This is a genomic window from Nocardioides sp. PD653-B2, assembly GCF_002117935.1.
Lineage (GTDB): Bacteria > Actinomycetota > Actinomycetes > Propionibacteriales > Nocardioidaceae > Nocardioides.
In genome coordinates, this window is sequence record NZ_BDJE01000028.1 from 46,236 (window position 1) to 72,199 (window position 25,964).

Sequence of the window (25,964 nt, forward strand, 5' to 3'; positions counted from 1 at the left end):
GCCCACCGCATGACGGGGCTGTTCGCACGCCTCATCGGACGCGGCCGGCCGGACGCCGAGACCGTCGCGGCCCAGGTCGCGGCCGCGATCGCGCGAGTGCCGGGCGTGGTCGACGAGCAGGTCGGCTACAACCACCTGCAGTACTCCGCCGGCGCGCTGAGCGGCGTGGTCGACCTCGACGCGGCGGTGACCTTCGACGACGTGCTGCGCGCGGCGCACGCCGCCCTGGTCGAGCAGCTCGGCGACGACGCCGACCGGGTCGTGGTCTACCTCAGCGGCCGCACCGCCGACGGGCACGCCGTCGAGCCGGACGCCTTCGGGCTCCCCCAACGGCCCACCGGGACCGACCTGCGACGCCGCTACGCCTGATCTCGCCTTCACCCGGGAAGTCAAGCCTTGAACGTCGGGTCGAACAGGCGTAGACAGGCAGGGAAGAACTGAACAGCAGCACGTGAGCCTGGTACCCACGCGGCGATCTACCCTTCGTTGAGGGCGCTTGCCACCGGGAACTCCCCGAGGCAGTAGTTAGATGTTGCACGCCTGGTAGCCATCGGCCTCACGTGTCAGCGGCGGCACCCGGACCAATCACATCGAGACCACCGGGTGCCGTTCGCATTCTCAGTCGGCCGCCCGCCGCAGCGGGCTCGCCTCGGCCCCGGCGGCGAAGGCCTCCGCGCCGTACAGCAGCCACGCCTGCACGCCCGCCGGCCCGCCGTCGCGGTAGCCGCGCAGGTTCGACTCGTACGCCGCGCGCAGCGCCAGGTGCCCGGCCTCGGGCACGACCAGCGACTTCTCGTCGACGCCGCGCGCCACCAGCACCAGCCGCTCGGTGGCGCGGGCGACGATGCCGTTGTGGGAGCCGAACGGCGCCGCGGTCGCGAGCTCGGCGTGCACCACGGCGGCCAGCAGCAGCGCGGGCGCGGTGGTGGTGGCGGTGAGCAGGTCGCCGACGGCGCGCAGCCGCTCGGCCGCGGCGGCGTCGCGTGGCCGGCCGCGCCGGTCGGCGGGCTGCGAGCCGGCGGCCAGGGCGTGGATCCGGGCCAGCGCCTGCAGGGGTGAGCGGGTCAGCGCCGGGGCCAGCGAGAGCAGCTCGGCCGACAGCCGGACGGCGTCGCCGGCGACCTCGTCCGCCGCGCCCTCCCGGATCTCGGCCAGCGACGACGCCGACCCCTCCAGCACCGCGCTGGCGTGGGCGCCCCGGAGCAGGCTCTCGGCGGTCGTCTCGGGGGAGGTACGGCGCAGGCCGCGGTCGCGCAGCATCACGTCGATCCCGTCGCGGGCGGCGGCGTACGCCGACGGCACGCCCTCGAGGGACGACAGCCGGGCCAGGGGATCGGTGCTCACCGACCGAAGGCTAGCGAGCAGGTAGCGTGGCCTCGATGAGTGACCAGCACGCGCGCTCCTTCGGCGCAGTCGCCGACGCCTACGACCGTGGCCGGCCGAGCTACCCCCGGGAGGCCGCGGCCTGGCTGGTCGGCGACCAGCCGGTCGCCGCGCTCGAGCTCGGGGCCGGCACCGGCAAGCTCACCGAGGCGCTGGTCGACCTCGGCCACGACGTGCACGCCACCGAGCCCGACGAGCAGATGCTCGCCCTCCTCGAGCAGCGGCTGCCCGACGTACGCACGTCCCAGGCGTCGGCCGAGGAGATCCCCGCACCCGACGCGTCGTACGACGTGGTGGTCTCGGCACAGGCGTTCCACTGGTTCGACCCCGACCGGGCGCTGCCCGAGATCGCGCGGGTGCTCAAGCCCGGCGGCCGGCTGGCGCTCGTGTGGAACCAGCGCGACGAGCGCATCCCGTGGGTGCGCAAGCTCGGTGCGATCATCGGCACCCAGGAGCAGCTCCGCGAGCCGGCGGAGGCGCTCGTCACGTCGACGCGTTTCGGGTTCGTCGAGGACCGCGTCTTCCGGCACTGGCAGGTCGTCGACCGCGAGTCGATCCGCGACCTGGTGCTCTCGCGCTCCAACGTCGCGGTGCTCGACGAGGAGGGCCGGGCCGCGAAGCTGGCCGAGGTGCTCGCGTTCTACGACGACTACGGCCGCGGCATGGACGGCATGCAGCTGCCGTACGAGGCGCGCTGCTTCCGCGCGGTCGTGGTCGACCCGCCGGAGGCCGAGCGGGCGTCGGCCGACAGGGAACCCTCGGAGGCTGCGGACGGGGCGACGGCTCCGGTCTCCGACGGTGCCGACGCCGACATGCTGCTGATCGACTTCCGCTGACCCGATGAGCCGTCCCTGGCGTCGCCGTCATCTCGGGACGGAGGCCGACCGGGCGACGTTCCGGACGCTGCACAGCGCCTCACTGGCCTCGCCCGCGCTGCGCGAGGGGCTGACCCGCGACAGCGCCGAGCGCAGCATCCGGCACCTCCACGCGCTGCTCGGGAGCCCGGCCCTCGCCCTGACCGACACCGCGGAGACACTCGCGTGGCACGGCGGCGGCCAGCACCACGCCGACCAGTGCCCCGGCCTGGCGGTCGCGACGGTCGAGCGCGGGAGCACCCGGATGTTCGACCGCGGTGACCTGCCGTGCGACGTGCCCGGCTGCCTGATCCGGACGGCGATCGTCAGCCCGCTGGTCGTCGAGGAGCGGGTCGTCGGCACCCTCCAGGTCTTCGCCGCGCACCCGACCGCCGGCCTGGCCCGGGCGGCCGACGAGGTGTCCACCTGGGTCTCGGCGCAGCTCGACCTGGCCGAGCTCGACGCGTCCCGCACCCGGCTGATGGAGGCCGAGGTGCGCGCGCTGCGGGCCCAGATCAGCCCGCACTTCATCTACAACTCGCTCGGCGCGATCGCGAGCTTCGTGCGCACCGACCCCGACCGGGCCCGCGAGCTGCTGCTCGAGTTCGCCGACTTCACCCGCTACTCGTTCCGCCGGCACGGCGAGTACACGACGCTGGCCGAGGAGCTCCGGTCGGTGGAGCGCTACCTGCTGCTCGAGCAGGCCCGCTTCGGCGACCGGCTCCGGGTGACGCTGCGGATCGCGCCGGAGGTGCTGCCGGTCGCCGTACCCTTCCTCTGCATCCAGCCGCTGGTCGAGAACGCCGTCCGGCACGGTCTCGAGGCGGCGGAGGGCGGCGGCCACATCCGGATCGTGGCCCGTGACCAGGGTCAGGAGTGCGTGATCGAGGTGGAGGACGACGGCGTGGGCGAGGACCCCGACATCGTCCGGCGCGCGCTCGCCGGCGACGCGGCCCTCGACTCGATCGGCCTCGGCAACGTGGACTCGCGGCTGCGCAACGCCTTCGGCGACGACTTCGGGCTCGTCGTCGAGACCGCCCAGGGGGCGGGCACCAAGGTCGTCGTCCGGGTCCCGAAGTTCGCGCCCGGGGTGCACGCATGAGCCTGCGCGCGCTGGTCGTCGACGACGAGCGCCCGGCCCTCGACGAGCTCGCCTACCTGCTCGCGCGCGACGAGCGGATCGGCGAGGTGCTCACCAGCGACTCGGCCACCGACGGTCTGCGGATCCTGCAGGAGTCGGACGTCGACGTGGTCTTCCTCGACATCCAGATGCCGGGGCTGACCGGGCTCGAGCTGGCCCAGGTGCTGAGCCGCTTCCGGGTGCCGCCGGCGATCGTGTTCGTCACCGCCCACGAGGGGCACGCCGTCGAGGCGTTCGACGTCCGCGCCGTCGACTACGTGCTCAAGCCGGTGCGGGCCGACCGGCTGGCCGAGGCGGTCCGACGCGTCGTCAGTGTCGTCGAAGGGGTCGGCGACCGGGCGATCCCGGGCGACGACCCGCAGGTCGCGGTCGAGCGCGGTGGGGTGACCCGGTTCGTCCGACGCTCCGCGATCAGCCATGTCGAGGCGCAGGGCGACTACGCGCGGCTGCACACCGCCGACGACTCCCACCTGGTGCGCACGCCGCTGGCGACCCTCGAGGAGGAGTGGGGCGGCGCCGGCTTCGTGCGGATCCACCGCTCGCTGCTGGTCTCGCTGGCGCACGTCCGCGAGGTGCGGATGGACGGGGGCCGCTGCACGGTCGTCGTCGGCGACCCGTCGGTCGAGCTCGGCGTCAGCCGCCGGCACACCCGCGAGCTGCGCGAGCTGCTGCTCCAGAACCGGACCGCCCGACCGTGAGCCAGGCCGACCCTCCCGAGCGGGTCCGGGTCACCGGCCCGCCACGGCGTCGTACGCCGGGCGGGCGCACCACCGACATCGACGCGGAGACGCGGCTGGGCGACATGTACATGGGCTCGCTGCTCCGTGAGCAGCTGCGGCTCGCGCTCGGCGTCCTGACCGTGCTCGCCCTGACCGTCGGGGTGCTGCCGCTGCTCTTCCACCTGGTGCCCGGGCTCTCGGGCGTCGGCGTCCTCGGGCTGCCGCTCGGCTGGCTGCTGCTCGGCGTCGCGGTCTACCCGTGGCTGCTGGCGCTCGGCTGGGCCTACGTGCGCCGGGCCGAGCGCAACGAGGACGACTTCACCGAGCTGGTCTCGGAGGTGGAGAAGTGAACCCCGGCCTCGACGCCGCACCCGGCATCGTGGCGGTCACGCTGGTCACGGTCGCGACGCTGGTGATCGGCACGTGGGGGCTGCGCTTCTCGCGGACCACGAGCGACTTCTTCGTCGCCTCGCGCACGGTCCGGCCGCGGCTCAACGCGAGCGCCATCGGCGGCGAGTACCTCTCGGCCGCGTCGTTCCTCGGCGTCGCCGGGCTGGTGCTGACATTCGGTGCCGACATGCTCTGGTACCCGGTCGGCTGGACCGCCGGCTACCTGGTGCTGCTGGTCCTGGTCGCCGCGCCGCTGCGCCGGTCCGGCGCCTACACGCTGCCCGACTTCGCCGAGGCGCGACTGGGGTCGCGGGGGGTCCGGTCGGTCTGCTCGGTGCTGGTGGTCGCGGTCGGCTGGCTCTACCTCCTGCCGCAGTTCCAGGGCGCCGGCATCACGCTGAGCTCGACCGTCGGGGCGCCGACCTGGCTCGGCCCGATCATCGTCGGGATGGTCGTGCTCGCCAACGTCACGTCGGGCGGGATGCGCAGCATCACCTTCGTGCAGGCCTTCCAGTACTGGCTCAAGCTCACCGCGCTCCTCATCCCGGTGACGGTGCTGCTCGCGGTCTGGGCGGGTGACTCGGCGCCGACGGCCGGCGGCGGCACCTGGTCGGTGCCGCTGGCGGCCGGCGGCGGTCAGGGGCTCTACGTCACCTACTCGCTGATCATCGCGACCTTCCTCGGCACCATGGGCCTGCCCCACGTCGTGGTGCGGTTCTACACGAACCCCGACGGCCGCGCGGCCCGCCGTACGACCCTGGTGGTGCTGGCGCTGCTCGGCGTCTTCTACCTGCTGCCGCCGGTGTACGGCGCGCTCGGCCGGATCTATGCCCCCGAGCTCGCGACGGCCGGGCGATCGGACGCGCTGGTGCTCGAGCTGCCGCGGATCATGCTCGACGGGCCGGCCGGCGAGCTGCTGACCGGACTGGTGACGGCCGGCGCGTTCGCGGCGTTCCTCTCGACGTCGTCCGGGCTCTCGATCGCGGTGGCCGGCGTGCTCAGCCAGGACGTCACCGGCCGGATGTGGGGCGGTCACCGGCTCGGCGGGGTGGCGGCGTTCCGTCTCGGCGCGGTGGTCGCCGTGACGGTGCCGTGCATCGTCGCGCTGGCGGCCCCGAACCTCGGCGTCGCGCGGGCCGTCGGCCTGGCGTTCGCGATGGCCGCGTCGACGTTCTGCCCGTTGCTGCTGCTCGGCATCTGGTGGCGGCGGCTCACCTCGGTCGGCGCGATCGCGGGGCTGGTCGCCGGCGGTCTCGGCTCCGGTGTCGCGATCGCGTGGACGCTGGCGGTGTCGGACCCCGAGGGCTGGGCGGACACGCTGATGGGCCAGCCCGCCGCCTGGACCGTCCCCCTCGCCCTCGTCACGATGGTCGTCGTCTCGCTGCTCACCGCCGCCCGGATCCCCGCCCACACCGGCCGGTTCCTGGTCCGCCTGCACACGCCCGAGACCCTCGACCTCGACCGCGGCTGACCGTTGTAACGCGGGGTTATGACCTCTGGTGACCCCGTTCTAACGGGTTCCTAGTGGACCTAACCCCGCGTGACAACCGCGACGCCGGACCTCCGTAGCATCGCCGCGTGCGCCTCATCCTCGTCCGCCACGGACAGACCCCTTCCAACGTCGCCGGCGAGCTGGACACCGCGGTGCCCGGCGCCCCCCTGACGGCGCTCGGACACCGGCAGGCCGACGCGCTCCCGGACGCGCTCGCCGACGAGGACGTGGCCGGCGTCTACGCCTCCGTCCTGACCCGCACCCAGCTCACCGCGGCCCCGCTCGCGGCCGCCCGCGGCCTCGAGGTCGTCGTCCTGGACGGGCTCGAGGAGATCTCCGCCGGTGACCTCGAGATGCGCGCCGACGACGATGCGGTGGCGGCGTACGCCGACACGGTCGCCGCCTGGATCGACGGCGACCTGGCGGTCGAGATGCCGGGCGGGCCCGACGGCCACAGCTTCTTCGATCGGTACGACGCAGCCCTCGCCACGATCGCCGGCGCCCACCCCGCCGACGCCACGGTGGTGGCGTTCAGCCACGGCGCCGCGATCCGCACCGTCGCCGCCCGGCACGGCGGCCACGCCGACCACCGGCTGCTCAACACCGGCGCGGTGGTGCTCGAGGGATCCCCGGCGGGATGGACCGTCGCGAGCTGGTCGCTCCAGCCGCTCGGCGGCGCCCACCTCGCCGGCGACACCTCGCACGACGTGACCGGCGACCCCGACCCCGTCTGACCGCCGCCGCTGTAACGCGGGGTTGTGACCTCTGGTGACCCGTTCTAACGGGTTCATAGAGGGTCTGACACCGCGTTACAGCGGGCGGTCAGGCCGAGCGGCGCGCGCCGAGCAGCTCGGACGCGCGGGCGACGATCAGATCGACGACGGCGGGGTGCGGGCCGATCACGTCGGCGACGACCCCGGCCGCAGCGGACCCGGCGCGTGCCCGGGTGGCGAAGAAGCCCGGCGCCAGCAGGTACGGCGAGACCGCGTCGCCGGGCCGGACGACCTCGGCGGGGCGCCGGCCCCGACCGGCGAGCGTGGCCAGCCGCACCGGGCCGCCCCAGGCCGACGAGAGGTACGCCGCGGCGAGTATCAGGTCCCGGGTGGCCCGCGGGTCCCGCGAGCCGGCGGCGACCATCACCACCGGTTGACCGGGCGCGGCACCGGCCGACAGCAGGCGCGCGACCTGCGCCGACGCCAGCAGCGCGTCGGGTCCGAGGGCACGAGCCCCGGCCAGGTCCTCGCGGACGTGGTGGCCGGTCGACAGCAGCAGCGGCACGACCACCGACGGCTCGGGCGACTCCATCACCGAGGTGAACGACGGCGAGCAGAGCTCGACGTACGACGCGACCGCCGGCAGACCCAGCCGGGCACCGGCCGCCGCGGTGAGGGACGCAGCGACCGCGTTGCCGGCAGCGGTCCGCGTCCCGTGCGCCACGGTCACCAGTCGCGTCACGGCGCGACCGCCAGCCGGTAGCCGCGCTTGACGACGGTCTGCACGGTCCGGGTGCCGAGCGCCGCGCGCAGCCGGGCCACCGCCATCTCGACGGCATGCTCGGAGCCCGCCGTCCCCGACGGCAGCATCGCCAGCAGCGCCGGCCGGGAGACGACGTTGCCGGGGTTGGCCACGAGCGCGTTGAGCACGGCGGTCGGCGCGGGCGAGAGCCTGACGTCGGCCCCGTCGAGGAGGACGTCCTCGCCGTGCAACAGCAGCTGGCGGCCGCCGACGAGCTCGATGGTGAGCCCCGAGCGCCGCGACGGCAGCTCGGTCTCGAGCTGTTTGACCATCGCGCCGAGCCGGGAGCGGTCGGGGAAGATCGTCGGCACGCCCCACATCTCGAACGCCGCCGCCGTGACCGGTCCGACGCAGGCCGCGACGACGTCGGCCTGGAACGCCGAGATCACCTCGTCGCGGCGGCCGGTCGACCCGGCGGCCTCCATCAGCGCGGCGACCGCGGGCGCGGAGGTGAAGGTGACCGCATCCAGCGACCGCTCCGCGATCAGGTCGACCATCGCGAACATCGGCCCCGGGTCGTCGGCCGACGCCACCCGGTAGACCGTCACGGTGGTGACGTCGGCGCCCTGCCTGCGCAGGGCGTGCGCGACCATCGACAGCGACTGGCCGTGCTCCTGGACGACGATCCGCACGCCCTCGAGCGACCGGCCGCGCAGGTGCTCGAGCACGTCCTCGAAGCACTCCGACTCCGGCGCCCAGAGCTCGCGGAGACCCTGGCGGCGCAGGGCTCCCACGCTCTTGGGCCCGCGGGCGAGGATCTCCGACCCCTCCAGCGCCGCGAGCAGCTCATCGAGGATGCCCCAGCGCTCGGCGGCCGCGAACCACGCCTTCATGCCGATGCCGGTGGTCGCCAGGAACATGTCGACGGGCGAGGCGAGCACCTCGTCGGTGGCCGCGCGCAGCTGGTCGTCGTCGACGTGGTTGGGGTCCAGCGACAGCGCGGGCGCCCACTCCACCGCGGCGCCGCGGCGCTCCAGGAGCGCGACCTGCTCGTCGACCTTGCGGGCGGCCGTGACCCCGATGCGGAAGCCGGCGAGCGGGCTGTCGGTCACGGACTCTCCTGTCGGGGACCACCCACGCGCACCACGCCGTCGGTGACCCGCACGTCGTACGTCGGGACCCGGACCGCCGCGTCGTCGAGGCACTGTCCGGTGCGCAGGTCGAAGGCCTGCTTGTGCATCGGCGACGCGACGAACGGGATGTCCCCTCTCGTGCCCACGATCCCGCGCGCCAGCACCGATGCGCTGGAACAAGGGTCGTAGTTGGACATCGCGTAGACGTTGCCGTCGTGTGTCCGGAAGATTGCGACCGCGGCGCCATCGACCAGGGCGACCACCCCGCCCTCGACGTCGATCTGGTCCAGCCGGCAGACGGGCACTCCCCACGTCATCGGGGCGCACCCACCGGGATCGTCGACCCGAGCGACACCGGGCCCTCGGAGTCGGCGGGCTGCACCTGCCCGCGCTCGGTGGTGAACGTGATGTTCGGGTCCGGGGTGTCCGGCGCGTTCACGAACGACACGAAGCGGGCCAGCTTCTCCGGGTCGTCGAGCGTGGCCTTCCACTCGTCGAAGTAGGTGTCGACGTGCTTGGCCATCGCCGCCTCGAGCTCCGAGCCGAGCCCGAGGGCGTCGTCGACCACGACCTCGCGGACCCGGTCGAGCCCGCCGTCGAGGCTGTCGACCCACGGCGCGGTCCGCTGGAGGCGGTCGGCGGTGCGCACGTAGTACATGAGGAACCGGTCGATGTAGCGGATCAGCGTCTCCCGGTCGAGGTCGCCGGCGAGCAGCCGCGCGTGCACCGGGGAGGAGCCGCCGTTGCCGGCGACGTAGAGGTTCCAGCCCTTCTCGGTGGCGATCACGCCGAAGTCCTTGGACCGGGCCTCCGCGCACTCGCGGGCGCAGCCGCTCACGCCGGCCTTGATCTTGTGCGGCGAGCGCAGCCCCCGGTAGCGGTGCTCCAGCTCGATCGCCAGCCCGGTGGAGTCCTGCACGCCGTACCGGCACCAGGTCGAGCCCACGCACGACTTCACCGTGCGCAACGACTTGCCGTACGCGTGCCCGGACTCGAAGCCCGCGTCGACCAGCCGCCGCCAGATGGCGGGCAGCTGCTCCATCCGGGCGCCGAGCAGGTCGATGCGCTGGCCCCCGGTGATCTTCGTGTAGAGGTCGAACTCCTGGGCGACCTCGCCGATCACGATCAGCTTCTCGGGGGTGATCTCGCCGCCGGCGATCCGCGGCATCACCGAGTAGGTGCCGTTGCGCTGGATGTTGGCGAGGTAGGCGTCGTTGGTGTCCTGGAGGGTGCGCTGGTCGCCCGCGAGGACGTGCCCGTTGAGCTGGGTCGCGAGGATCGAGGCGATCACGGGTTTGCAGACGTCGCAGCCGCGGCCGGTGCCGTGCGCCTCGACGATGTCGTCGAAGCGCGTGTAGCCGTGCACGGCGACGACGTCGAAGAGCTCCTGCCGGGTGAGCGCGAAGTGCTCGCACAGGCTCGTGTCGACGACCTTGCCCTGGGAGACGAAGTAGTCCTCGATGATCTTCTTCGTCTGCGCCTTGCAGGAGCCGCAGGTCGTGCCGGCCCGGGTGGTGGTGCCGTCGGCGGCCGCGGTCACGATCTCGGCCTTGGTGACGTTGTTGCAGGAGCAGACGACCGCCTCCGCGGGCAGCCCGATCTCGTCGCCGCTTCCGCGACCGGCGGGCAGGATCAGCTCCTCGGGGTTGTCGGGCAGCTCGATGCCGCTCGCGACCATCGGCCGCAGCACGCCGTACGCCGAGGCGTCGCCGACCAGGATGCCGCCGAGCAGCTGCTTGCCGTCCGCGCTGACGACGAGCTTCTTGTAGACGCCGGCGACGGCGTCGGAGAACACCAGCTCCAGGGCCCCCTCGGTGGCGGCGAAGGCGTCGCCGAACGACGCCACGTCGACGCCCATCAGCTTGAGCTTGGTGGACATGTCGGCGCCGGTGAAGCTGCCCGGGCCGCCGAGCAGCGCATCGACGACGACCTCGGCCATCGCGTAGCCGGGCGCCACCAGCCCGTACATCCGGCCCCCGGGCGCGGCGCACTCGCCGATCGCCCAGACGTGCTCGTCGGAGGTGCGGCAGCGCTCGTCGACCAGCACGCCGCCGCGCTCCGCCAGGTCGAGTCCGGCGTCGCGGGCGAGACTGTCGCACGGCCGGATGCCGGCGGAGAAGACCACGATGTCGGCGCTGACGAGGTCACCGTCCTTCAGCGCGAGCCCGGTGACCCGCTCCTCTCCCAGCACGCGCTCGGTGGCGGCGCCGGTGTGGACGGTGAGCCCGAGCTGCTCGATGTGCCGGGCCAGCGTCGCGCCACCGGCGTCGTCGACCTGCACCGCCATCAGCCGTGGGGCCATCTCGACGACGTGGGTCTCGAGGCCGAGCTGGGCCAGCGCGTTGGCGGCCTCGAGCCCGAGCAGGCCACCGCCGATGACGGCGCCGACGGTGGCGGTCTGCGCTGCGTCGCGGATCGCCTCCAGGTCCTCGATGGTCCGGTAGACGAAGCAGCCGTCGAGGTCGTGGCCCGGGATCGGCGGCACGAACGGCGCGGCGCCCGTCGCCAGCACGAGCTCGTCGTACCCGATCACCTCGCCACCGGACAGCAGCACCGTCCGGGTCTCGGTGTCGAAGCCCTCGACCTCGGTGCCGGTCACCAGCCGCACCCGCGGGTCGTCGTACGCGCCCGTCGGGAGGAACGACAGCTCGTCGGCGCCGACCTCGAAGAACGAGGTGAGCGCCACCCGGTCGTAGGCCACGCGCGGCTCGTCGCCGACGACCACGAGGTCGTAGGTCTCGGTCAGGCCGCGCTCGACGGCCGCCTGCACGAAACGGTGGCCGACCATGCCGTGACCGGCGACGACCAGGGTCTTGCGGAGATGCGGGCTCATGATGGTGTTCCCTCCAGGGTGCGGGTGGCGAGGAGCTGGCGGACGGCGGGGGCGCACCCGCCGCAGCCGGTGGTGGCGCGGGTGGTTTCACGGACGTCGTCGAGCGAGTGGCAGGCCCGGATCCGCCCGGCGCTGACGCCGGCGCAGGCGCAGACCTCGGCGTCGTCGGGGAGGGCGACCGGCGTGGCCGGCCGCTCCCCCATCAGGAGGTCGCCGGGCTCGCGCGGGCCGAGGACGGTGCCGCGGTCGTAGTGCTGGGTGATGAGGCCGATGCGGGACAGTTCGCCGACGAGGGTGGCGCCGACGATCACCCCGTCGCGGACGACGAGCTTGCGGTGCGACCCGACGACCGGGTTCGAGATGGCGACCACGTCGCCGTCGGTGCGCTCGGGGTCGCCGAGCACGGCGACGTCGAGGCCGGTGGCACGCAGCCGGGCGACGGTCCGCGCGCCCTCGTACGTGACGTCCTCGCCGGCGAGGTGCCGGGCCAGCAGGCCCGCCTGCTCCCACGCGGGCGGGACGAAGCCGGTCACCTGGTCGCCGAACTGGGCGCAGTCACCGATCGCGTGGATGCGCTCGTCGCTGGTGCGCAGCTGCCCGTCGACGACGATGCCGCGGCGGACGTCCAGCCCGGCCCGGCGGGCCAGGGCGGTCGACGGTCGGCCGCCCGCGGTGAGCACGACGAGGTCGGTGTCGAGGGTGTAGCCGTTGTCGAGGGTGAGCCCGGCGTCGGTGAGGCGGACGGCGCGGGCGCCGGTGTAGACGGTGGTGCCGAGCTTCGCCAGGTCGCGGGCCAGGATCGCGCCGGCCGGGGCGTCGACCTGGCTGCGGAGCAGGTGGTCACCGCCCTCGACGACCTCGGTGGCCAGGCCGCGGACGGCGAGCGCCCGGGCGACCTGGAGCCCGAGCAGCCCGCCGCCCACCACGACTGCCGTGCGGGCGTGGGGCACTGCGGTCGACAGGCGCTCGCAGTCCGCGAGGGAGCGGAAGGCGTGCACCTTCTCGTGGAGGCGGCCGTCCAGCCGGACCAGGCCGCGGATCGGCGGCAGCGTCGGGATGCTCCCGGTCGCGAGCACCAGCCGGTCGTAGGCGACCCGGCGCCGGTCGGCCAGCTCGACCTCCTGCTCGGCGCGGTGGATCTCGACGACGCGGGTGCCGAGCCGGAGGTCGACGTGCCCGGGCATCCGCATCGTCACCGCGTCCGGGCTGTGGGTGCCCTCGAGCACGGCCGACAGCAGGATCCGGTTGTACGGCGGGTGCGGCTCGTCGCCGAGCACCGTGACACCGGGGAGGTCCTGCGCCAGCCGGGTCGCGGCCATCCCGGCACCGACGACGACGATGCGCTCACTCATGCCGGGGTCTCGATACGCTCGCTGGCGCTCGCTACTCGACCAACGGGGGTTTCGTTGGTCGAGCAGCCGTCGCGAGGGACGAGCGACGGCGTGTCGAGACCCACCGCACACGCACACGCCTTGAACTCCGGCATCCGGCTGGCCGGGTCGAGCGCGTCGTTGGTGAGCCGGTTGGCTCCCACCCAGTGGAACGGCACGAAGACCGTGTCGGGCCGGATGGTCGAGACGATGCGGGCCGGCGCCTTGAGCTCGCCGCGGCGGGTGGTGACGACGACCGGCTCGCCGTCGTACGCGCCGATCCGGGTGGCCAGCATCGGGTGCATCTCGACGAACGGACCGTCGTCGGGCAGGTCGCGCACCCGACGGGTCTGCGCGCCGGACTGGTACTGCGCGAGCACCCGCCCGGTCGTCAGGTGGAGGGGGTACGTCGCGTCCGGGACCTCGGCCGGTCCGCGGTGGTCGACGGCGACGAATCGGGCCCGGCCATCAGGCGTCGCGAACGCGTCGGCGAACATCCGCGGTGTGCCGGCGTGGTCGGCCGACGGACAGGGCCAGAAGACGCCGTGCTCGTCGCGGATCCGTTCGTAGGTGATGCCGGCGTAGTCGGCGCGGCCGCCGGCCGACGCCCGGCCGAGCTCGGCGAAGACCGCCTCGGGGTCGGTCTCGAACGGCACCGGCGAGCCCAGCCGCTCGGCCAGCCCGGCCATCACGTCGAGGTCGGAGCGCACCCCGTCGGGCGGTGCGACCGCGCGCTCGCGCAGGATCACCCGGCCCTCGAGGTTGGTCATGGTGCCGGTCTCCTCGGCCCACTGGGTGACCGGCAGCACCACGTCGGCCATCGCCGCGGTCTCGCTCATCACGATGTCGGCGACCACGAGCAGGTCGAGGGCCGCGAGCCTGGCGGTCACCTGGGTGGCGTTCGGGGCGGACACGACGATGTTGCTGCCGAAGACCAGCAGCGCCCGGGAGCCGTCGTCGGTGCCGAGCGCGTCGAGGAGCTCGTACGCCGAGCGCCCGGCGCCCGGCAGCGCGTCGGGGTCGACGCCCCAGACCCGGGCGACGTGCTCGCGCGCAGCCGGGTCGTCGATCATCCGGTAGCCCGGCAGCTGGTCGGCCTTCTGCCCGTGCTCCCGGCCGCCCTGGCCGTTGCCCTGACCGGTGAGGCAGCCGTAGCCGGCGAACTCCCTGCCGGGCATGCCCAGCGCGAGCGCGACGTCGATCCAGGCGAGCACCGTGTCGGTGCCCTGCGCGTGCTGCTCGGCGCCACGCGCGGTCAGCACCGTCACCCGCCCGGCCCCGGCCAGGAGCGTGCACAACCGGCGCAATTGCGCTGTTGCGACACCGGTCACCCGCTCGACCCGCTCCGGCCACCAGGCGGCGACCGCGCGCCGTACGTCGTCGAAGCCGGTGGTGCGCGCGGCGACGTACTCCTCGTCGACGGCGCCGGCCGCGTCGAGCAGGTGCAGCAGCCCGAGCGCGAGCGCGAGGTCGGTGCCGGGCACGGGCTGGAGGAACAGGTCGGCACGGTCGGCGGTCGGCGTCCGACGGGGATCGATCACGACGACGCGGCCGCCGCTCTCCCGCAGCCGGTCGAGGTGGCGGGCCGCCGGCGGCATGGTCTCGGCGAGGTTGGACCCGACCAGCACGAGCACGTCGGTGTGCTCGACGTCGGCCAGCGGGAAGGGCAGCCCCCGGTCGATCCCGAACGCCCGGTTGGCCGCCGACGCCGCCGACGACATGCACCAGCGGCCGTTGTAGTCGATCTGGCTGGTCCCGATCGCCACCCGGGCGAGCTTGCCGAGCTGGTAGGCCTTCTCGTTGGTCAGCCCGCCGCCGCCGAAGACCGCGACCGTGTCCGGGCCGTGCCCGTCCCTCAGCTCGCGCAGGCGACCGGCGACCAGGTCGAGTGCCTCGTCCCAGCCCGCCGCGCGCAGCTCGCCGGTCGCCCGGTCGCGCACCAGCGGCGTGGTCAGCCGCTCGCGGTGGCCGCGCAGCCCGGTGGCGGTCCAGCCCTTGCGGCACAGCGCTCCCTCGTTGACGGGGAACTCCGGCCAGGGCTGGACCTCCAGCGCGCGTCCCTTCAGCTCCAGCGTCATGCCGCACTGGAGCGAGCAGTAGGGACAGTGGGTGGTGGTCATCAGACTCCGGCAACCGCGAGGCGGGCCGTCTTCTCCGACTTCCGGAGGTAGACCGCCCAGGTGACCAGCGCGCAGAGCACGTAGTAGGCCGTGAACACCAAGAACGCGCCCTTGGTCGACGACATCGGGTCGTCGACCCACGGCGAGCTGAACGCGATCGGGATGAGGAAGCCGCCGATCGCACCGACCGCGCCGATGACGCCCAGGGCCGCCGACGCCTGCTTGGTCGCGGCGGCGATGGCCGACGTCCGCTCCGGGGTCCCGGCCGCGGTCGCGTCCTCGGCCTCGCGGCGCCAGATCGCCGGGATCATCTTGTACGTCGAGCCGTTGCCGATGCCGGTGGCGGCGAAGACGCAGAGGAAGAAGCCCAGGAACCAGGGGAACCACGACCGGTTGTCGCCGGCGATCGCCGGGTCGGCGGCCGGGTTGGGTGTCAGCTGGGTCAGCGTCCACAGCACCGCCAGGGTGAAGACGACCATCGCGCTGAACGCGCCGAGCGTGACCCGCGCCCCGCCGTACTTGTCGGCGAGCCAGCCCCCGAACGGCCGGGTCAGCGAGCCGATGCCGGCGCCGAGGAAGGCGTAGTAGGCGAAGAAGATGCCGGTGCCGAGCGGCGCCGGGTCGGGCACCCAGAAGTTGAGCTTGATCAGCAGCGGCATCGCGGCCGAGTAGCCGATGAACGAGCCGAAGGTGCCGATGTAGAGCATCGCCATGATCCAGGTGTGCGGCTTGCGCACCACCTGGAGCTGCTCGCGCGGCTTGGAGTGCGCGGTGCCGAGGTTGTCCATGAAGAGGTACGCCGCGAGCGTCGCGGCCACCGCGAGCCCGGCGTACACGTAGCCCGCCGTCTGCAGGTGGATGCCCGCCTCGCCGGCCTTGACCAGCCCGAAGATGCCGGCGCCGCCGATGATCACCGGCAGCAGCAGCTGGATGATCGCGACACCGGCGTTGCCGCCCGCGGCGTTCAGGCCGAGCGCGGCGCCCTTCTTGGCGGCGGGGTAGAAGAAGTTGATGTTCGCCATCGAGCTGGCGAAGTTGCCGCCCCCGAAGCCGGCCGTCGCGGCGATCACGCAGAACACCCAGAACGGCGTGTCCGGGCGCTGCACGAAGAAGGCGAAGAGCAGCGTCGGGACCAGCAGCAGCGCGGCGCTGACCATCGTCCAGTTGCGGCCGCCGAACTTCGGGACGGCGAACGTGTACGGCAGACGCAGCAGCGACCCGACCAGGTTGGGCAGCGCGACCAGGAGGAAGAGCTGCTGGGGCGTGAACGCGAAGCCCATCTGCAGCAGGAACGCCGAGCTGACGCTCCAGATCAGCCACACCGAGAAGCCGAGGTGCTCGGCGAAGATCGACCAGACCAGGTTGCGGCGGGCGACCTGGCGGCCGCCGTTCTCCCAGAACTCGGGGTCCTCGGGTCGCCAGTCGTCGATCCAGTGGCGGCTGCGCCGGGCGGGTACGTCGGTCGCCGCTGCGGGCGGGTTCGTGGTGAGGGTCATCGGGAGGCTCCAGGGGTGTCGGGTGCTCCCAGGCTCGGCAGCCGACGTTTCGCGCGGCTCAGGACGCCGTGGCCGAGACGTCAACTTGTCCTCACGGCCTCACACGCCGCCGCGCTCACGGCGTACGACGGACGACCGCTCGTCGTGCGAAACGCACCGCTCACCGACCGCTGCGACCCGCTCGGCGCGCACCCCGTGCGGACCCCTCACCGACGTACGGCCACCGGTCCTACCGTGACGGCGATCACACACCGAGAGGGGTGCGCCTGTGACCGACGTCCAGAACGAGCCGCCGGAGGTGCCGCACGAGCGGGCCGACCGGCACGATCCGATCTACGACACGCTGCACGAGGAGCCGGAGTTCGTCGAGCTCCGTCGCGCCTACCGGGCTTTCGTGTTCCCCGCCACGATCGCCTTCCTGTCCTGGTACCTGCTCTACGTCGTGATGAGCAACTGGGCCCACGACTTCATGAGCCACCAGCTGGTCGGCAACATCAACGTCGCGCTGGTCTTCGGGCTGCTCCAGTTCGTGACGACGTTCCTGCTCGCCTGGGTCTACAGCAGCTACTCCACCAACCGGCTGGACCCGTTGGCCCGCAAGCTCGACGAGCAGTACATCACCGAGCTCGAGGGGAGGCGCTGACATGGACGGCGACCAGGCACTCACCACCATCCTGTTCCTGACGGTCGTGGCGATCACGGTCGGCATCACCTTCTGGGCGAGCCGGCAGACGCAGGGCGCGGCCGACTTCTACGCCGGCGGACGCGGCTTCTCCGGACTGCAAAACGGTCTCGCGATCGGCGGCGACTACATGTCGGCTGCCTCGTTCCTCGGCATCTCCGGCGCCATCGCGCTGAGCGGGTACGACGGCTTCCTCTACTCCATCGGCTTCCTCGTGGCCTGGCTCGTGGCGCTCCTGCTGGTGGCCGAGATGCTGCGCAACTCCGGTCGCTACACGATGGCCGACCAGCTGGCGTTCCGGATGCGCCAGCGCCCGGTCCGTACGGCGGCGGCGACCTCGACGGTGGTCGTGTCGATCTTCTACCTGCTCGCGCAGATGGTCGGCGCCGGCGCGCTCGTGGCGCTGCTGCTCGACGTCAACAGCGACACCGCGAAGAACGTCACGATCTTCGCGGTCGGCGCACTGATGATCTTCTACGTCACGGTCGGCGGGATGAAGGGCACGACCTGGGTGCAGATCGTCAAGGCCGTGCTGCTGATGGCCGGCTCCGCGCTGATCGTCGTCCTCGTCCTCGCGAAGTTCGGTTTCAACCTCTCCGACCTGCTCGGCACCGCCGCGTCCAACAGCGGCAAGGGCCAGGGGTTCCTCGAGCCGGGGCTGAAGTACGGCGTCTCCGAGACCAGCAAGATCGACTTCCTGTCGCTCGGCCTCGCACTGGTGCTGGGCACGGCGGGCCTGCCGCACATCCTGATCCGCTTCTACACCGTGCCGACCTCGCGGGACGCCCGGAAGTCGGTGCTGTGGGCGATCGGCCTGATCGGCGTCTTCTACCTGTTCACGCTGGTGCTCGGCTTCGGTGCCGCGGCCCTGCTGAACAAGGGTGACTACGCCAAGGTCGTGGCCTCCGGCGGCAACCTCGCCTCACCCCTGCTGGCACAAGCCGTCGGCGGCGGGGACGGGTCGACGGGAGGAGCCGTCCTGCTGGCCCTGATCTCCGCCGTCGCCTTCGCCACCATCCTGGCGGTGGTCGCCGGCCTCACCCTGACCTCGTCGGTCAGCGTCGCGCACGACATCTACAACGGCGTCATCCGCCGTGGGCAGGCGTCCGAGCGCGATGAGATGAAGGTCGCCCGGTGGGCCGCCCTCGCCATCGGCCTGGTGGCCATCCTGCTCGCGATCCCGGCGCAGCGGCTGAACGTCGCGTTCCTGGTGGCCCTGGCCTTCGCGGTCGCCGCGTCGGCCAACCTGCCGGCGATCGTCTACAACATGTTCTGGAAGGGCTTCAACACCCGGGGCGCCGTCTGGAGCATCTACGGCGGCCTGATCTCGTCGGTGGGCCTGGTGGTCTTCTCGCCGATCATGTCCGGCAAGGGCATCGACCCGGTCTCCGGCAAGAACCTGTCGCTGTTGCCCACCAGCATCGACATCTCGTGGTTCCCGCTGGAGAACCCCGGCATCGTCTCGATCCCGCTCGGCTTCTTCCTGGGCTGGCTCGGGTCGGTGACCTCCGAGGAACCGGAGGCCGAGGAGCGCTACACCGAGCTCGAGGTGCGCGCCCTCAGCGGCGCCGGCTCGGAGAAGGCCGTGATCCATTAGCGAGTGACCCAGGTACGGCGTGCCGGGCGACCACCACGGGGTGGCCGCCCGGTGCGTCTTCCGGCCTCCGTGGCTACTGTGGCGAGAGCCACCTCACCGAACCAGGAGAGATCGTGACCGAAGAGACCCTGTCGAACCTCCTCAAGGAGGACCGCCGCTTCGAGCCGCCTGCTGAGATCGCCGAGAACGCGAACCTCAAGGCCGAGGCCTACGACCGGGCCGCGGCCGACCGCGAGGCCTTCTGGGCCGAGCAGGCCGAGCGGCTCGACTGGGACCAGAAGTGGGAGCGGGTGCTCGACTGGGACGACCCACCGTTCGCGAAGTGGTTCGTCGGCGGCCGGCTGAACGCGTCGTACAACTGCGTGGACCGGCACGTCGAGGCCGGCCGGGGCGACAAGGTCGCGCTGCACTGGGTCGGCGAGCCCGTGGACGCCGACGGGAACGCCGACAGTCGCGACATCACCTACGCCCAGCTGAAGGACGAGGTCAGCAAGGCAGCGAACGCGTTGACCGAGCTCGGCGTGCAGACCGGCGACCGGGTCGCGATCTACCTGCCGATGATCCCGGAGGCCGTGGTCGCGATGCTGGCCTGCGCCCGGATCGGCGCCCCCCACACGGTGGTCTTCGGCGGCTTCTCGGCCGACGCGCTCGCGTCGAGGCTCGACGACTGTCAGGCCAAGGTGGTCATCACCTCCGACGGCGGTTACCGCCGTGGTGCGGCGTCCGCGCTCAAGCCGGCGGTCGACGAGGCCCGCACCAAGACCGACGTGGTGGAGAAGGTGCTGGTCGTCCGGCGCACCGGCCAGGACGTGGACTGGGACGACGACGTCGACGTCTGGTGGCACGACGCGGTCGGCAACGCGTCGAGCGAGCACGCGTGCGAGTTCTTCGACTCCGAGCACCCGCTCTACGTCATGTACACCTCCGGCACGACCGGCAAGCCCAAGGGCATCCTGCACACGACGGGCGGCTACCTGGTCGGCACGTCGTACACGCACTGGGCGGTCTTCGACCTCAAGGCCGACACCGACGTCTACTGGTGCTCGGCCGACATCGGCTGGGTGACCGGCCACTCCTACATGGTCTACGGCCCGCTCGCGAACGGGGCGACCCAGGTCATGTACGAGGGTGTCCCGGACAGCCCCGAGCGCGGCCGCTGGTGGAAGATCATCGAGGACTACAAGGTCACGATCTTCTACACCGCGCCCACCGCGATCCGCTCGTTCATGAAGCAGGGCCGCGAGATCCCGGACCGGTTCGACATGTCGTCGCTGCGGATCCTCGGCTCGGTCGGTGAGCCGATCAACCCGGAGGCCTACGTCTGGTACCGCCACGTCATCGGCGGCGACCGCACGCCCGTCGTCGACACCTGGTGGCAGACCGAGACCGGCATGATCATGATCAGCCCGCTCCCGGGCGTCACGCACGGCAAGCCCGGCTCGGCGATGATCCCGATCCCCGGCGTCGCGGCCGACGTCGTCACCGAGGAGGGCGTGTCCGTGCCGAACGGCTCGGGCGGCTACCTCGTGCTCACCGAGCCGTGGCCCGCCATGCTGCGCACCATCTGGGGCGACGACGACCGGTTCCGCGACACCTACTGGTCCCGCTACGCCGAGCAGGGCTTCTACTTCGCCGGCGACGGCGCGAAGAAGGACAGCGACGGCGACCTGTGGATCCTCGGCCGGGTCGACGACGTCATGAACGTCTCGGGACACCGGCTCTCGACCACTGAGATCGAGTCCGCGCTGGTGTCGCACCCCAAGGTCGCCGAGGCCGCGGTCGTCGGGGCCCAGGACGAGGACACCGGCCAGGCGGTCTGTGCGTTCGTGATCCTGCGCGACGAGGCCGGTGACGGTGGCGAGGACATCGTCGAGGAGCTGCGCAACCACGTGCGCAAGGAGATCGGCGCGATCGCCAAGCCGCGCCAGATCATGATCGTCCCCGAGCTCCCCAAGACCCGCTCCGGCAAGATCATGCGCCGGCTGCTGCGCGACGTCGCCGAGCACCGCGAGGTCGGCGACGTGACCACGCTCGCCGACTCCACGGTGATGGACCTGATCAAGGGCAAGGAGGACGCCTCGGGCTCGGACGAGTAGCCGGGCCACTAGGCTGGCCCCAGGTGCGCCGGGAAGTCTGGTCGGCAACGACGTCGACGACCCCTGAGGACTGCCATGACTTCCGCTCCCCCGCCCGGCTCGACCTCGCCCGGCCCGCGGTCGCGGCTCTTCTCGCGCGGGACCTGGCCGGAGGCCTCGCGGGTCGGGGAGGTCCTGCGCGCGGAGACGACCGGCGGCCTGCTGCTCATCGCCGGCGCGCTGGTCGCGATCGTCTGGGCCAACACGCCGTGGTCGGAGGCGTACGAGTCGCTGGTCGACCTGCGGGTCGGGCCGGAGGCCCTGCACCTCGACCTGACCCTCGGCAGCTGGGCCGCCGACGGGCTGCTCGCGGTCTTCTTCTTCGTCGCCGGGCTCGAGCTCAAGCGGGAGTTCGTCGCCGGTGACCTGCGCGACCCCCGTCGCGCCGCGCTCCCGGTCGTCGCCGCGGTCGGCGGGATGGCGGCGCCGGCCCTGATCTACGTCGCCTGGAACCTCGGTGCCGACGGCGACCTCTCCGGGTGGGCGATCCCGACGGCGACCGACATCGCGTTCGCCGTGGCGATCCTGGCGGTGATCAGCACGCACCTGCCCACCGGCCTGCGCACGTTCCTGCTCACCTTGGCGGTGGTCGACGACCTGCTCGCCATCACGATCATCGCGATCTTCTACACCGACGATCTCGACCTGCCGTTCCTGGCGCTGGCGGCGCTCCCGATCGTCGGGTTCGCGGTGCTCGTCCAGCGCCGGGTCCGGTCGCCGTGGGTGCTCGTCCCGCTCGCGCTCGCCGCCTGGGCGCTCGTCCACCAGTCCGGGGTGCACGCCACGGTGGCGGGCGTGCTGCTCGCGTTCACGGTGCCCGTACGACGGGCCGACGGCGCGGCCGGCACCGGGTACGCCGAGCGCCTCGAGCACCTGCTCCGGCCGGTCTCCGCGGGGTTCGCCGTACCCGTCTTCGCGTTCTTCGCCGCCGGTGTGACCGTCGGGGGCCTCGACGGGCTCGCGGACGCGCTCACCGACCCGGTCGCCCTCGGCATCGTCTGCGGCCTGGTCGTCGGCAAGACGGTCGGGATCGCCGGCTGCACCTGGCTGCTCGCCACCTTCACCCGAGCCGACCTCGATGACGACCTGACCTGGGTCGACGTGGTCGGCATGGCGATGCTCGCGGGCGTCGGGTTCACGGTGTCGCTCCTGATCGGCGAGCTGGCCTTCGGCCCCGGCAGCGCCCGGGACGACCACGTGAAGGTCGGCGTGCTGGTGGGCTCGTTGGCCGCCACCGTGCTCGCCACGGTGGTCCTGCGCGGCCGCAACCGCGTCTATCGCCGGATCTGCGAGCTGGAGGAGCGTGACGCGGACGCGGACGGGGTACCCGACGTCTACCAGCGTGGCGACAGCGACGGCTGACAGTTCTGTAGGGTCGGCACCGAGCACCACCCACCACCAGAGAGAGAACGAGACGCATGGCACCCGAACCGGTCCGCGACACCGATCCCACCATCGGCCGCCTGGTCCACGACGCCAGCCGTGACATCTCGACCCTGATCCAGAAGGAGATCCAGCTCGCCAAGTCCGAGCTGAAGGTCAGCGTCACAGCGGGCGGCATCGGCATCGGGCTCTTCGCCGGCGCCGGCTTCCTGGTCGTGCTCGCCGTGATCATGCTCTCGGTCGCGATCGCCTACTTCATCAACTGGAACGGCCACGGCCTCGCCCTGCACTGGGCGTTCCTCATCGTCTTCGGCTTCTACCTGGTCCTGGCCGGCCTGCTGGTCTTCGTCGGCATCAGGAAGGTCAAGCAGGTGCGCGCGCCGGAGCGGGCGATCGAGCAGGGCCGCGAGATCCCCAAGGCGCTCAAGGGTCAGTCGAGCTGAGACGGCTTGCGCCCTAGCCGGCGCAGTCGCCCGTGGACACCTCGCTCGAGGTCGTCGTCCCGGCCGCCGCGCTCGCGGAGACCTGCGACGCGGTCAGCGCGTAGCCGGTGTCGTGGTCGGTGACCGACGCGGCGAAGACCACGCCGACCACGTCGCCGGCCGACGACACGATCGGCCCACCGGAGTTGCCCGGCAGGATCCGTCCGCGCAGGGAGTAGACCTCGCGGATGACGGCCCCGTCGCCGTAGATGTTGGGTGAGCGCAGCCGCTGCTCGGCCCGGATCCGCCCGGGCTCGACGTGGTAGGGACCGTCCTGGGGATAGCCGAGGATCGCGACACCGTCTCGCGGCTCGGCCGTCCGGTCGAGCTCGAGGACGGGGGCGTCGCCGCTGTCGAGGGCGAGCACCGCGATGTCGATGTCGGGGTTGTAGTAGACGACCTGGGCGGGGACGGAGTCGTCGCCGGACAGCACCTCGGGGTCCGCGACCCCGGCGACCACGTGGGCGTTGGTCATCAGCCGGTTGGGGGCGTAGAGGAACCCGGAGCCCTCGACCCCCCGACCGCAGCTGTTGGTGCCGCGGACCTTCAGGACGCTGTCGGCGGCCCGCTCGACGTCGGGATCGGTCAGCAGCCGCTGGGGGCCGGGGCCGACGTCGACGATGCGCTCGGGCGCGAACGGCTCGAGGTAGCGGGGGAAGAAGCTGGTGCCGACGACGTCGTTGAACGCCTTCAGGGCGCTGCCCGCCGACTGCGGGAGCACCTCGTCGACGTGGGCCAGGACCGCGGAGCTGCGCACCAGCGGGGTGACCCCGCCGATCCGGCTGCCGGAGATCGCCACCCCCAGGGCCCAGGCGACCAGGAGCACCGCGAAGGCGCTGAGGAGGGCGCCCCCGATGGCGTCGATCGCCCGCGCCGGCTGCCAGGTGACCTTGTCGCGGAGCCGGGCACCGGCGAACTGGAAGAGCGCCTGGCCCAGTGATGCGGCGAGGATCACGATGAAGAGCGCACCGAGCGAGACCATGAGCGACGGGTTGGCGTCACCCAGCGCGACCGGCGCCAGCCACACCCCGAACAGACCGCCGAGCAGCAGCCCTCCGGTCGCGAAGGCACCGGTGATGAAGCCCTGCCAGTAACCCGAGAGGGCATACGCCAGCACGAGCACGACCAGCAGCCAGTCGAGCAGGTTCACCGGCGCTCCTCAGCGGTCTTCGATGTCGAGCAGGTCGGTCCGCGACTCGGACCGTCGGGGGTCAGCCTGCAGCATGTACGACGGAAGGTCGCGCACGCGGGACTGATCCCACGGGCGCGTCCAGCCGAGGAAGTCGAAGAGCCGGGCGATGATCCCCCCGGTGAAGCCCCACAGGATGACGTCCTTGTCGGGTCCGATCAGGAAGCCCGGGCTCTCGTAGCCGATCCGCGGGTGCCGGACCTGGATCCGGTGCGCCGGGTCGAGCAGCTCGGCGATCGGGGCGTGGTGGATGGCGTGCACCTCGGCCGCGCTGACCACGGAGACCTCGCCCGGCTCGCGCCACCAGCCGAGGATCGGCGTCACCGCGAAGTTGCTCGGCGGCAGCCACAGCTCCGGCAGCCGGCCGAAGACCTCGACGGAGGCGGGGTCGAGCCCGACCTCCTCCTGCGCCTCACGGAGCGCTGCCTCGACCGCGGTCTCGCCGGGGTCGACCGAGCCACCGGGGAAGGAGACCTGACCCGGGTGGGACCGCATGTCGTGGGCGCGCTCGGTGAGGAGCAGCTCGCCGCCGTCCGGGCCGTCGCCGAACAGCATCAGCACGGCGCCCTCCCGGGCGTCACCGCCCGGGGGCGGCGTGAAGCGGGTCAGCTGGTCGGCCGAGATCGCCTCGGCCCCCTCCTTGACGGGCACCAGCCACTCGGGGATCACAGGTCGGTCCCGAGGTGGTCGTTGGCCAGCTCGACCAGCTCGTCGAGGGAGTCGACGCCGCCGGACGCGAGCTGGACCGTGCCGTCGGCGGCGACGAACGCGAAGAGCGGGAGGCCGATGAGGTTCGGGAACGGCGCCGCGCCCTGGAGGTCGGACTGCGGGTCGGCCAGCAGCGGGTAGGTCACCCCGGACCGCTTCACGAGCTGCATCGCGGGCTCGGTCTGCACGTCCATGTAGTCGACGCCGAGCACACCGACCTGGTCGCCGTACCTCTCGTGGAACTGCTGGAGGACCGGCATCTCCTTGCGGCACGGGCCGCAGGTGGCGGCGAAGAGGTTGATGACGAGCGGGCCGCGCAGCGACGACAGGTCGACGCTCGGCCCGCCGCCGAAGCAGGGCAGCGTGACCGCGGGCAGTCCGCCGTCCACCGGGGCCGCGTCGCCCGGCGCGCAGTCGGCGACCCCGGCGTCCTTCTTCATCTCCACGAGCCGGGGGGTGTCGACATCGATCTTCGCCTCACCCGGGAGCGTGTCGTCGGAGGTGCACCCGCCCAGCAGCAGCACGGCCGCGACCAGGGCGGCCGGGAGCACCCGCCTCATGCGCGGCCCTCGGTCTTCACCAGCTTCGCGGCGGCCTCAGGGTCGGTCGGACCCTCGCCGTACGACGGGCAGAGCTTGGCGATCGGGCAGGCCCCGCAGGCCGGGTTGCGCGCGTGGCACCGGCGCCGGCCGTGCCAGATGAGGTGGTGGCTGAGCATGGTCCAGTCGCGCTTCTCGAACAGGGCGCCGACGGCGTGCTCGACCTTGACCGGGTCGGTCTCGTCGGTCCACCGGAAGCGCCGGGCGAGCCGGCCGAAGTGGGTGTCGACGGTGATGCCGGGGATGCCGAAGGCGTTGCCGAGGACGACGTTGGCGGTCTTGCGGCCCACGCCCGGGAGCTTCACCAGGTCGTCGAGGCGGGGCGGGACCTGGCCGTCGTGCTCATCGACCAGCGCGGCGCTCAGCTTGAGGAGCGACTCCGTCTTGGCCCGGAAGAAACCGAGCGGACCGATGATCCCCTCCAACGTCGCCCGGTCGGCGGCCGCCATCGCCTTGGCGTCGGGGTAGGCCGCGAAGAGGGTGGGTCGGACGGCGTTGACCCGCCGGTCGGTCGTCTGGGCGGACAGCACGGTCACGACGAGCAGCTCGAACGGGTTGGCGAAGTCGAGCTCGCAGCGCGCGTCGGGGTAGGTCTCGCCGAGCATCCGGTCGATCTTGCGGGCACGCCGGACCAAGCCGGTGTGGGTCTCGACGGCGGGCACGGGCCCAGCGTACGGCGAGGCCCCGACACGCTCCGAGGTGAGGTCGGCAGGCGACGGAGCCCCGAATCCGGACGGCGGTGGTTCCTGTGACCTTTCCCACTGGTTAGGATCAGCGCGGAACCCGTGTGCTGCGGGGCCATC

Annotated in this window: 24 protein-coding genes; 12 read left to right on the forward strand and 12 right to left on the reverse strand. The window is 72.5% G+C overall.

All coding sequences use genetic code 11. The features are described 5' to 3' along the window. The first annotated feature begins 9 nt into the window (after positions 1-9). On the forward strand, positions 10-369 hold the full coding sequence (locus tag PD653B2_RS24950; protein ID WP_085872752.1) for a hypothetical protein: 360 nt from the start codon (positions 10-12) through the stop codon (positions 367-369). 249 nt (positions 370-618) lie between these two features. On the opposite strand, the gene PD653B2_RS12685 is transcribed toward PD653B2_RS24950, so the two are convergent. Beyond that, positions 619-1,344, reverse strand: coding sequence for an oxidoreductase (locus tag PD653B2_RS12685; protein ID WP_085872753.1), 726 nt, complete (start codon positions 1,342-1,344; stop codon positions 619-621). A 35-nt stretch (positions 1,345-1,379) separates the two neighbouring features. Here PD653B2_RS12685 and PD653B2_RS12690 point away from each other — a divergent pair, with 35 nt between their 5' ends. The 6 genes from PD653B2_RS12690 (at position 1,380) to PD653B2_RS12715 (ending at position 6,713) form a co-directional block, all read left to right on the forward strand. Beyond that, positions 1,380-2,219 carry a class I SAM-dependent methyltransferase gene (locus tag PD653B2_RS12690; RefSeq protein ID WP_085872845.1) on the forward strand — a complete coding sequence of 280 codons (840 nt, stop codon included), beginning with the start codon at positions 1,380-1,382 and terminating at the stop codon, positions 2,217-2,219. Between the two features lie 4 nt (positions 2,220-2,223). Continuing rightward, entirely contained in the window at positions 2,224-3,339 is a 1,116-nt protein-coding gene (locus PD653B2_RS12695) for a sensor histidine kinase (RefSeq protein WP_085872754.1), read from the forward strand. Next, entirely contained in the window at positions 3,336-4,076 is a 741-nt protein-coding gene (locus tag PD653B2_RS12700) for a LytR/AlgR family response regulator transcription factor (RefSeq protein WP_085872755.1), read from the forward strand. Before PD653B2_RS12695 ends, PD653B2_RS12700 begins: the two co-directional genes overlap by 4 nt. Then, the gene (locus tag PD653B2_RS12705) at positions 4,073-4,447 is read left to right on the forward strand and encodes a hypothetical protein (protein ID WP_085872756.1); all 375 of its coding nucleotides are present in this window, start codon (positions 4,073-4,075) and stop codon (positions 4,445-4,447) included. Before PD653B2_RS12700 ends, PD653B2_RS12705 begins: the two co-directional genes overlap by 4 nt. After that, on the forward strand, positions 4,444-5,958 hold the full coding sequence (locus PD653B2_RS12710; protein WP_085872757.1) for a cation acetate symporter: 1,515 nt from the start codon (positions 4,444-4,446) through the stop codon (positions 5,956-5,958). The genes PD653B2_RS12705 and PD653B2_RS12710 overlap by 4 nt, the downstream gene beginning before the upstream one ends. Before the next feature lie 107 nt (positions 5,959-6,065). Further along, positions 6,066-6,713, forward strand: coding sequence for a histidine phosphatase family protein (locus tag PD653B2_RS12715; protein WP_085872758.1), 648 nt, complete (start codon positions 6,066-6,068; stop codon positions 6,711-6,713). 88 nt (positions 6,714-6,801) lie between these two features. Here PD653B2_RS12715 and PD653B2_RS12720 read toward each other — a convergent pair whose 3' ends face one another. The 7 genes from PD653B2_RS12720 to PD653B2_RS12750 are packed head-to-tail and all read right to left on the reverse strand — an operon-like array spanning position 6,802 to position 16,386. Next, on the reverse strand, positions 6,802-7,434 hold the full coding sequence (locus PD653B2_RS12720) for a sirohydrochlorin chelatase (RefSeq protein ID WP_085872759.1): 633 nt from the start codon (positions 7,432-7,434) through the stop codon (positions 6,802-6,804). Further along, positions 7,431-8,546, reverse strand: coding sequence for a uroporphyrinogen-III synthase (locus tag PD653B2_RS12725; protein WP_085872760.1), 1,116 nt, complete (start codon positions 8,544-8,546; stop codon positions 7,431-7,433). Before PD653B2_RS12725 ends, PD653B2_RS12720 begins: the two co-directional genes overlap by 4 nt. Continuing rightward, on the reverse strand, positions 8,543-8,884 hold the full coding sequence (gene nirD, locus PD653B2_RS12730; RefSeq protein WP_085872761.1) for a nitrite reductase small subunit NirD: 342 nt from the start codon (positions 8,882-8,884) through the stop codon (positions 8,543-8,545). Before nirD ends, PD653B2_RS12725 begins: the two co-directional genes overlap by 4 nt. Continuing rightward, positions 8,881-11,400, reverse strand: a complete 2,520-nt coding sequence (gene nirB, locus PD653B2_RS12735) for a nitrite reductase large subunit NirB (protein ID WP_085872762.1) — start codon at positions 11,398-11,400, stop codon at positions 8,881-8,883. The genes nirD and nirB overlap by 4 nt, the downstream gene beginning before the upstream one ends. Further along, positions 11,397-12,752 carry an FAD-dependent oxidoreductase gene (locus PD653B2_RS12740; protein WP_085872763.1) on the reverse strand — a complete coding sequence of 452 codons (1,356 nt, stop codon included), beginning with the start codon at positions 12,750-12,752 and terminating at the stop codon, positions 11,397-11,399. The genes nirB and PD653B2_RS12740 overlap by 4 nt, the downstream gene beginning before the upstream one ends. After that, positions 12,749-14,890 carry a molybdopterin oxidoreductase family protein gene (locus PD653B2_RS12745; RefSeq protein WP_085872764.1) on the reverse strand — a complete coding sequence of 714 codons (2,142 nt, stop codon included), beginning with the start codon at positions 14,888-14,890 and terminating at the stop codon, positions 12,749-12,751. The genes PD653B2_RS12740 and PD653B2_RS12745 overlap by 4 nt, the downstream gene beginning before the upstream one ends. After that, on the reverse strand, positions 14,890-16,386 hold the full coding sequence (locus PD653B2_RS12750) for an MFS transporter (RefSeq protein ID WP_085872765.1): 1,497 nt from the start codon (positions 16,384-16,386) through the stop codon (positions 14,890-14,892). The genes PD653B2_RS12745 and PD653B2_RS12750 overlap by 1 nt, the downstream gene beginning before the upstream one ends. A gap of 268 nt (positions 16,387-16,654) precedes the next feature. On the opposite strand from PD653B2_RS12750, the gene PD653B2_RS12755 reads away from it, so the two are divergent. The 5 genes from PD653B2_RS12755 (at position 16,655) to PD653B2_RS12775 (ending at position 22,626) form a co-directional block, all read left to right on the forward strand. Further along, entirely contained in the window at positions 16,655-17,029 is a 375-nt protein-coding gene (locus PD653B2_RS12755) for a DUF485 domain-containing protein (RefSeq protein WP_242665265.1), read from the forward strand. 1 nt (position 17,030) lies between these two features. Beyond that, the gene (locus PD653B2_RS12760) at positions 17,031-18,665 is read left to right on the forward strand and encodes a solute symporter family protein (RefSeq protein ID WP_085872766.1); all 1,635 of its coding nucleotides are present in this window, start codon (positions 17,031-17,033) and stop codon (positions 18,663-18,665) included. 113 nt (positions 18,666-18,778) lie between these two features. Further along, positions 18,779-20,761: an acetate--CoA ligase gene (acs, locus tag PD653B2_RS12765; RefSeq protein ID WP_085872767.1), complete on the forward strand. Its 1,983-nt coding sequence runs from the start codon at positions 18,779-18,781 to the stop codon at positions 20,759-20,761. A 75-nt stretch (positions 20,762-20,836) separates the two neighbouring features. Next, the gene (gene nhaA, locus PD653B2_RS12770; RefSeq protein ID WP_085872768.1) at positions 20,837-22,162 is read left to right on the forward strand and encodes a Na+/H+ antiporter NhaA; all 1,326 of its coding nucleotides are present in this window, start codon (positions 20,837-20,839) and stop codon (positions 22,160-22,162) included. Positions 22,163-22,218: 56 nt separating this feature from the next. Beyond that, entirely contained in the window at positions 22,219-22,626 is a 408-nt protein-coding gene (locus tag PD653B2_RS12775; RefSeq protein ID WP_085872769.1) for a phage holin family protein, read from the forward strand. A 13-nt stretch (positions 22,627-22,639) separates the two neighbouring features. Here the strand turns inward: PD653B2_RS12775 and PD653B2_RS12780 are convergent, their stop codons facing one another. The 4 genes from PD653B2_RS12780 to nth are packed head-to-tail and all read right to left on the reverse strand — an operon-like array spanning position 22,640 to position 25,766. After that, positions 22,640-23,815, reverse strand: coding sequence for a MarP family serine protease (locus PD653B2_RS12780; protein ID WP_085872770.1), 1,176 nt, complete (start codon positions 23,813-23,815; stop codon positions 22,640-22,642). Between the two features lie 9 nt (positions 23,816-23,824). Next, on the reverse strand, positions 23,825-24,523 hold the full coding sequence (locus PD653B2_RS12785; RefSeq protein WP_085872771.1) for an NUDIX hydrolase: 699 nt from the start codon (positions 24,521-24,523) through the stop codon (positions 23,825-23,827). After that, entirely contained in the window at positions 24,520-25,122 is a 603-nt protein-coding gene (locus tag PD653B2_RS12790; RefSeq protein WP_085872772.1) for a TlpA family protein disulfide reductase, read from the reverse strand. Before PD653B2_RS12790 ends, PD653B2_RS12785 begins: the two co-directional genes overlap by 4 nt. After that, positions 25,119-25,766 (reverse strand): endonuclease III, encoded by a 648-nt coding sequence (gene nth / locus PD653B2_RS12795; protein ID WP_242665273.1) that lies wholly within the window; start codon positions 25,764-25,766, stop codon positions 25,119-25,121. The genes PD653B2_RS12790 and nth overlap by 4 nt, the downstream gene beginning before the upstream one ends. Positions 25,767-25,964: the final 198 nt, after the last annotated feature.

Excerpts from the sequence above, each read along its gene's own strand:
- PD653B2_RS12760 (WP_085872766.1), top strand. The coding sequence starts at position 17,031 with ATGGACGGCGACCAGGCACTCACCACCATCCTGTTCCTGACGGTCGTG.
- PD653B2_RS12745 (WP_085872764.1), bottom strand. The coding sequence starts at position 14,890 with ATGACCACCACCCACTGTCCCTACTGCTCGCTCCAGTGCGGCATGACG.
- nhaA (WP_085872768.1), top strand. The coding sequence starts at position 20,837 with ATGACTTCCGCTCCCCCGCCCGGCTCGACCTCGCCCGGCCCGCGGTCG.
- PD653B2_RS12775 (WP_085872769.1), top strand. The coding sequence starts at position 22,219 with ATGGCACCCGAACCGGTCCGCGACACCGATCCCACCATCGGCCGCCTG.
- PD653B2_RS12790 (WP_085872772.1), bottom strand. The coding sequence starts at position 25,122 with ATGAGGCGGGTGCTCCCGGCCGCCCTGGTCGCGGCCGTGCTGCTGCTG.
- PD653B2_RS12750 (WP_085872765.1), bottom strand. The coding sequence starts at position 16,386 with ATGACCCTCACCACGAACCCGCCCGCAGCGGCGACCGACGTACCCGCC.
- PD653B2_RS12690 (WP_085872845.1), top strand. The coding sequence starts at position 1,380 with ATGAGTGACCAGCACGCGCGCTCCTTCGGCGCAGTCGCCGACGCCTAC.
- PD653B2_RS24950 (WP_085872752.1), top strand. The coding sequence starts at position 10 with ATGACGGGGCTGTTCGCACGCCTCATCGGACGCGGCCGGCCGGACGCC.
- PD653B2_RS12700 (WP_085872755.1), top strand. The coding sequence starts at position 3,336 with ATGAGCCTGCGCGCGCTGGTCGTCGACGACGAGCGCCCGGCCCTCGAC.
- PD653B2_RS12740 (WP_085872763.1), bottom strand. The coding sequence starts at position 12,752 with ATGAGTGAGCGCATCGTCGTCGTCGGTGCCGGGATGGCCGCGACCCGG.
- PD653B2_RS12695 (WP_085872754.1), top strand. The coding sequence starts at position 2,224 with ATGAGCCGTCCCTGGCGTCGCCGTCATCTCGGGACGGAGGCCGACCGG.
- nirD (WP_085872761.1), bottom strand. The coding sequence starts at position 8,884 with ATGACGTGGGGAGTGCCCGTCTGCCGGCTGGACCAGATCGACGTCGAG.
- nth (WP_242665273.1), bottom strand. The coding sequence starts at position 25,766 with ATGCTCGGCGAGACCTACCCCGACGCGCGCTGCGAGCTCGACTTCGCC.
- nirB (WP_085872762.1), bottom strand. The coding sequence starts at position 11,400 with ATGAGCCCGCATCTCCGCAAGACCCTGGTCGTCGCCGGTCACGGCATG.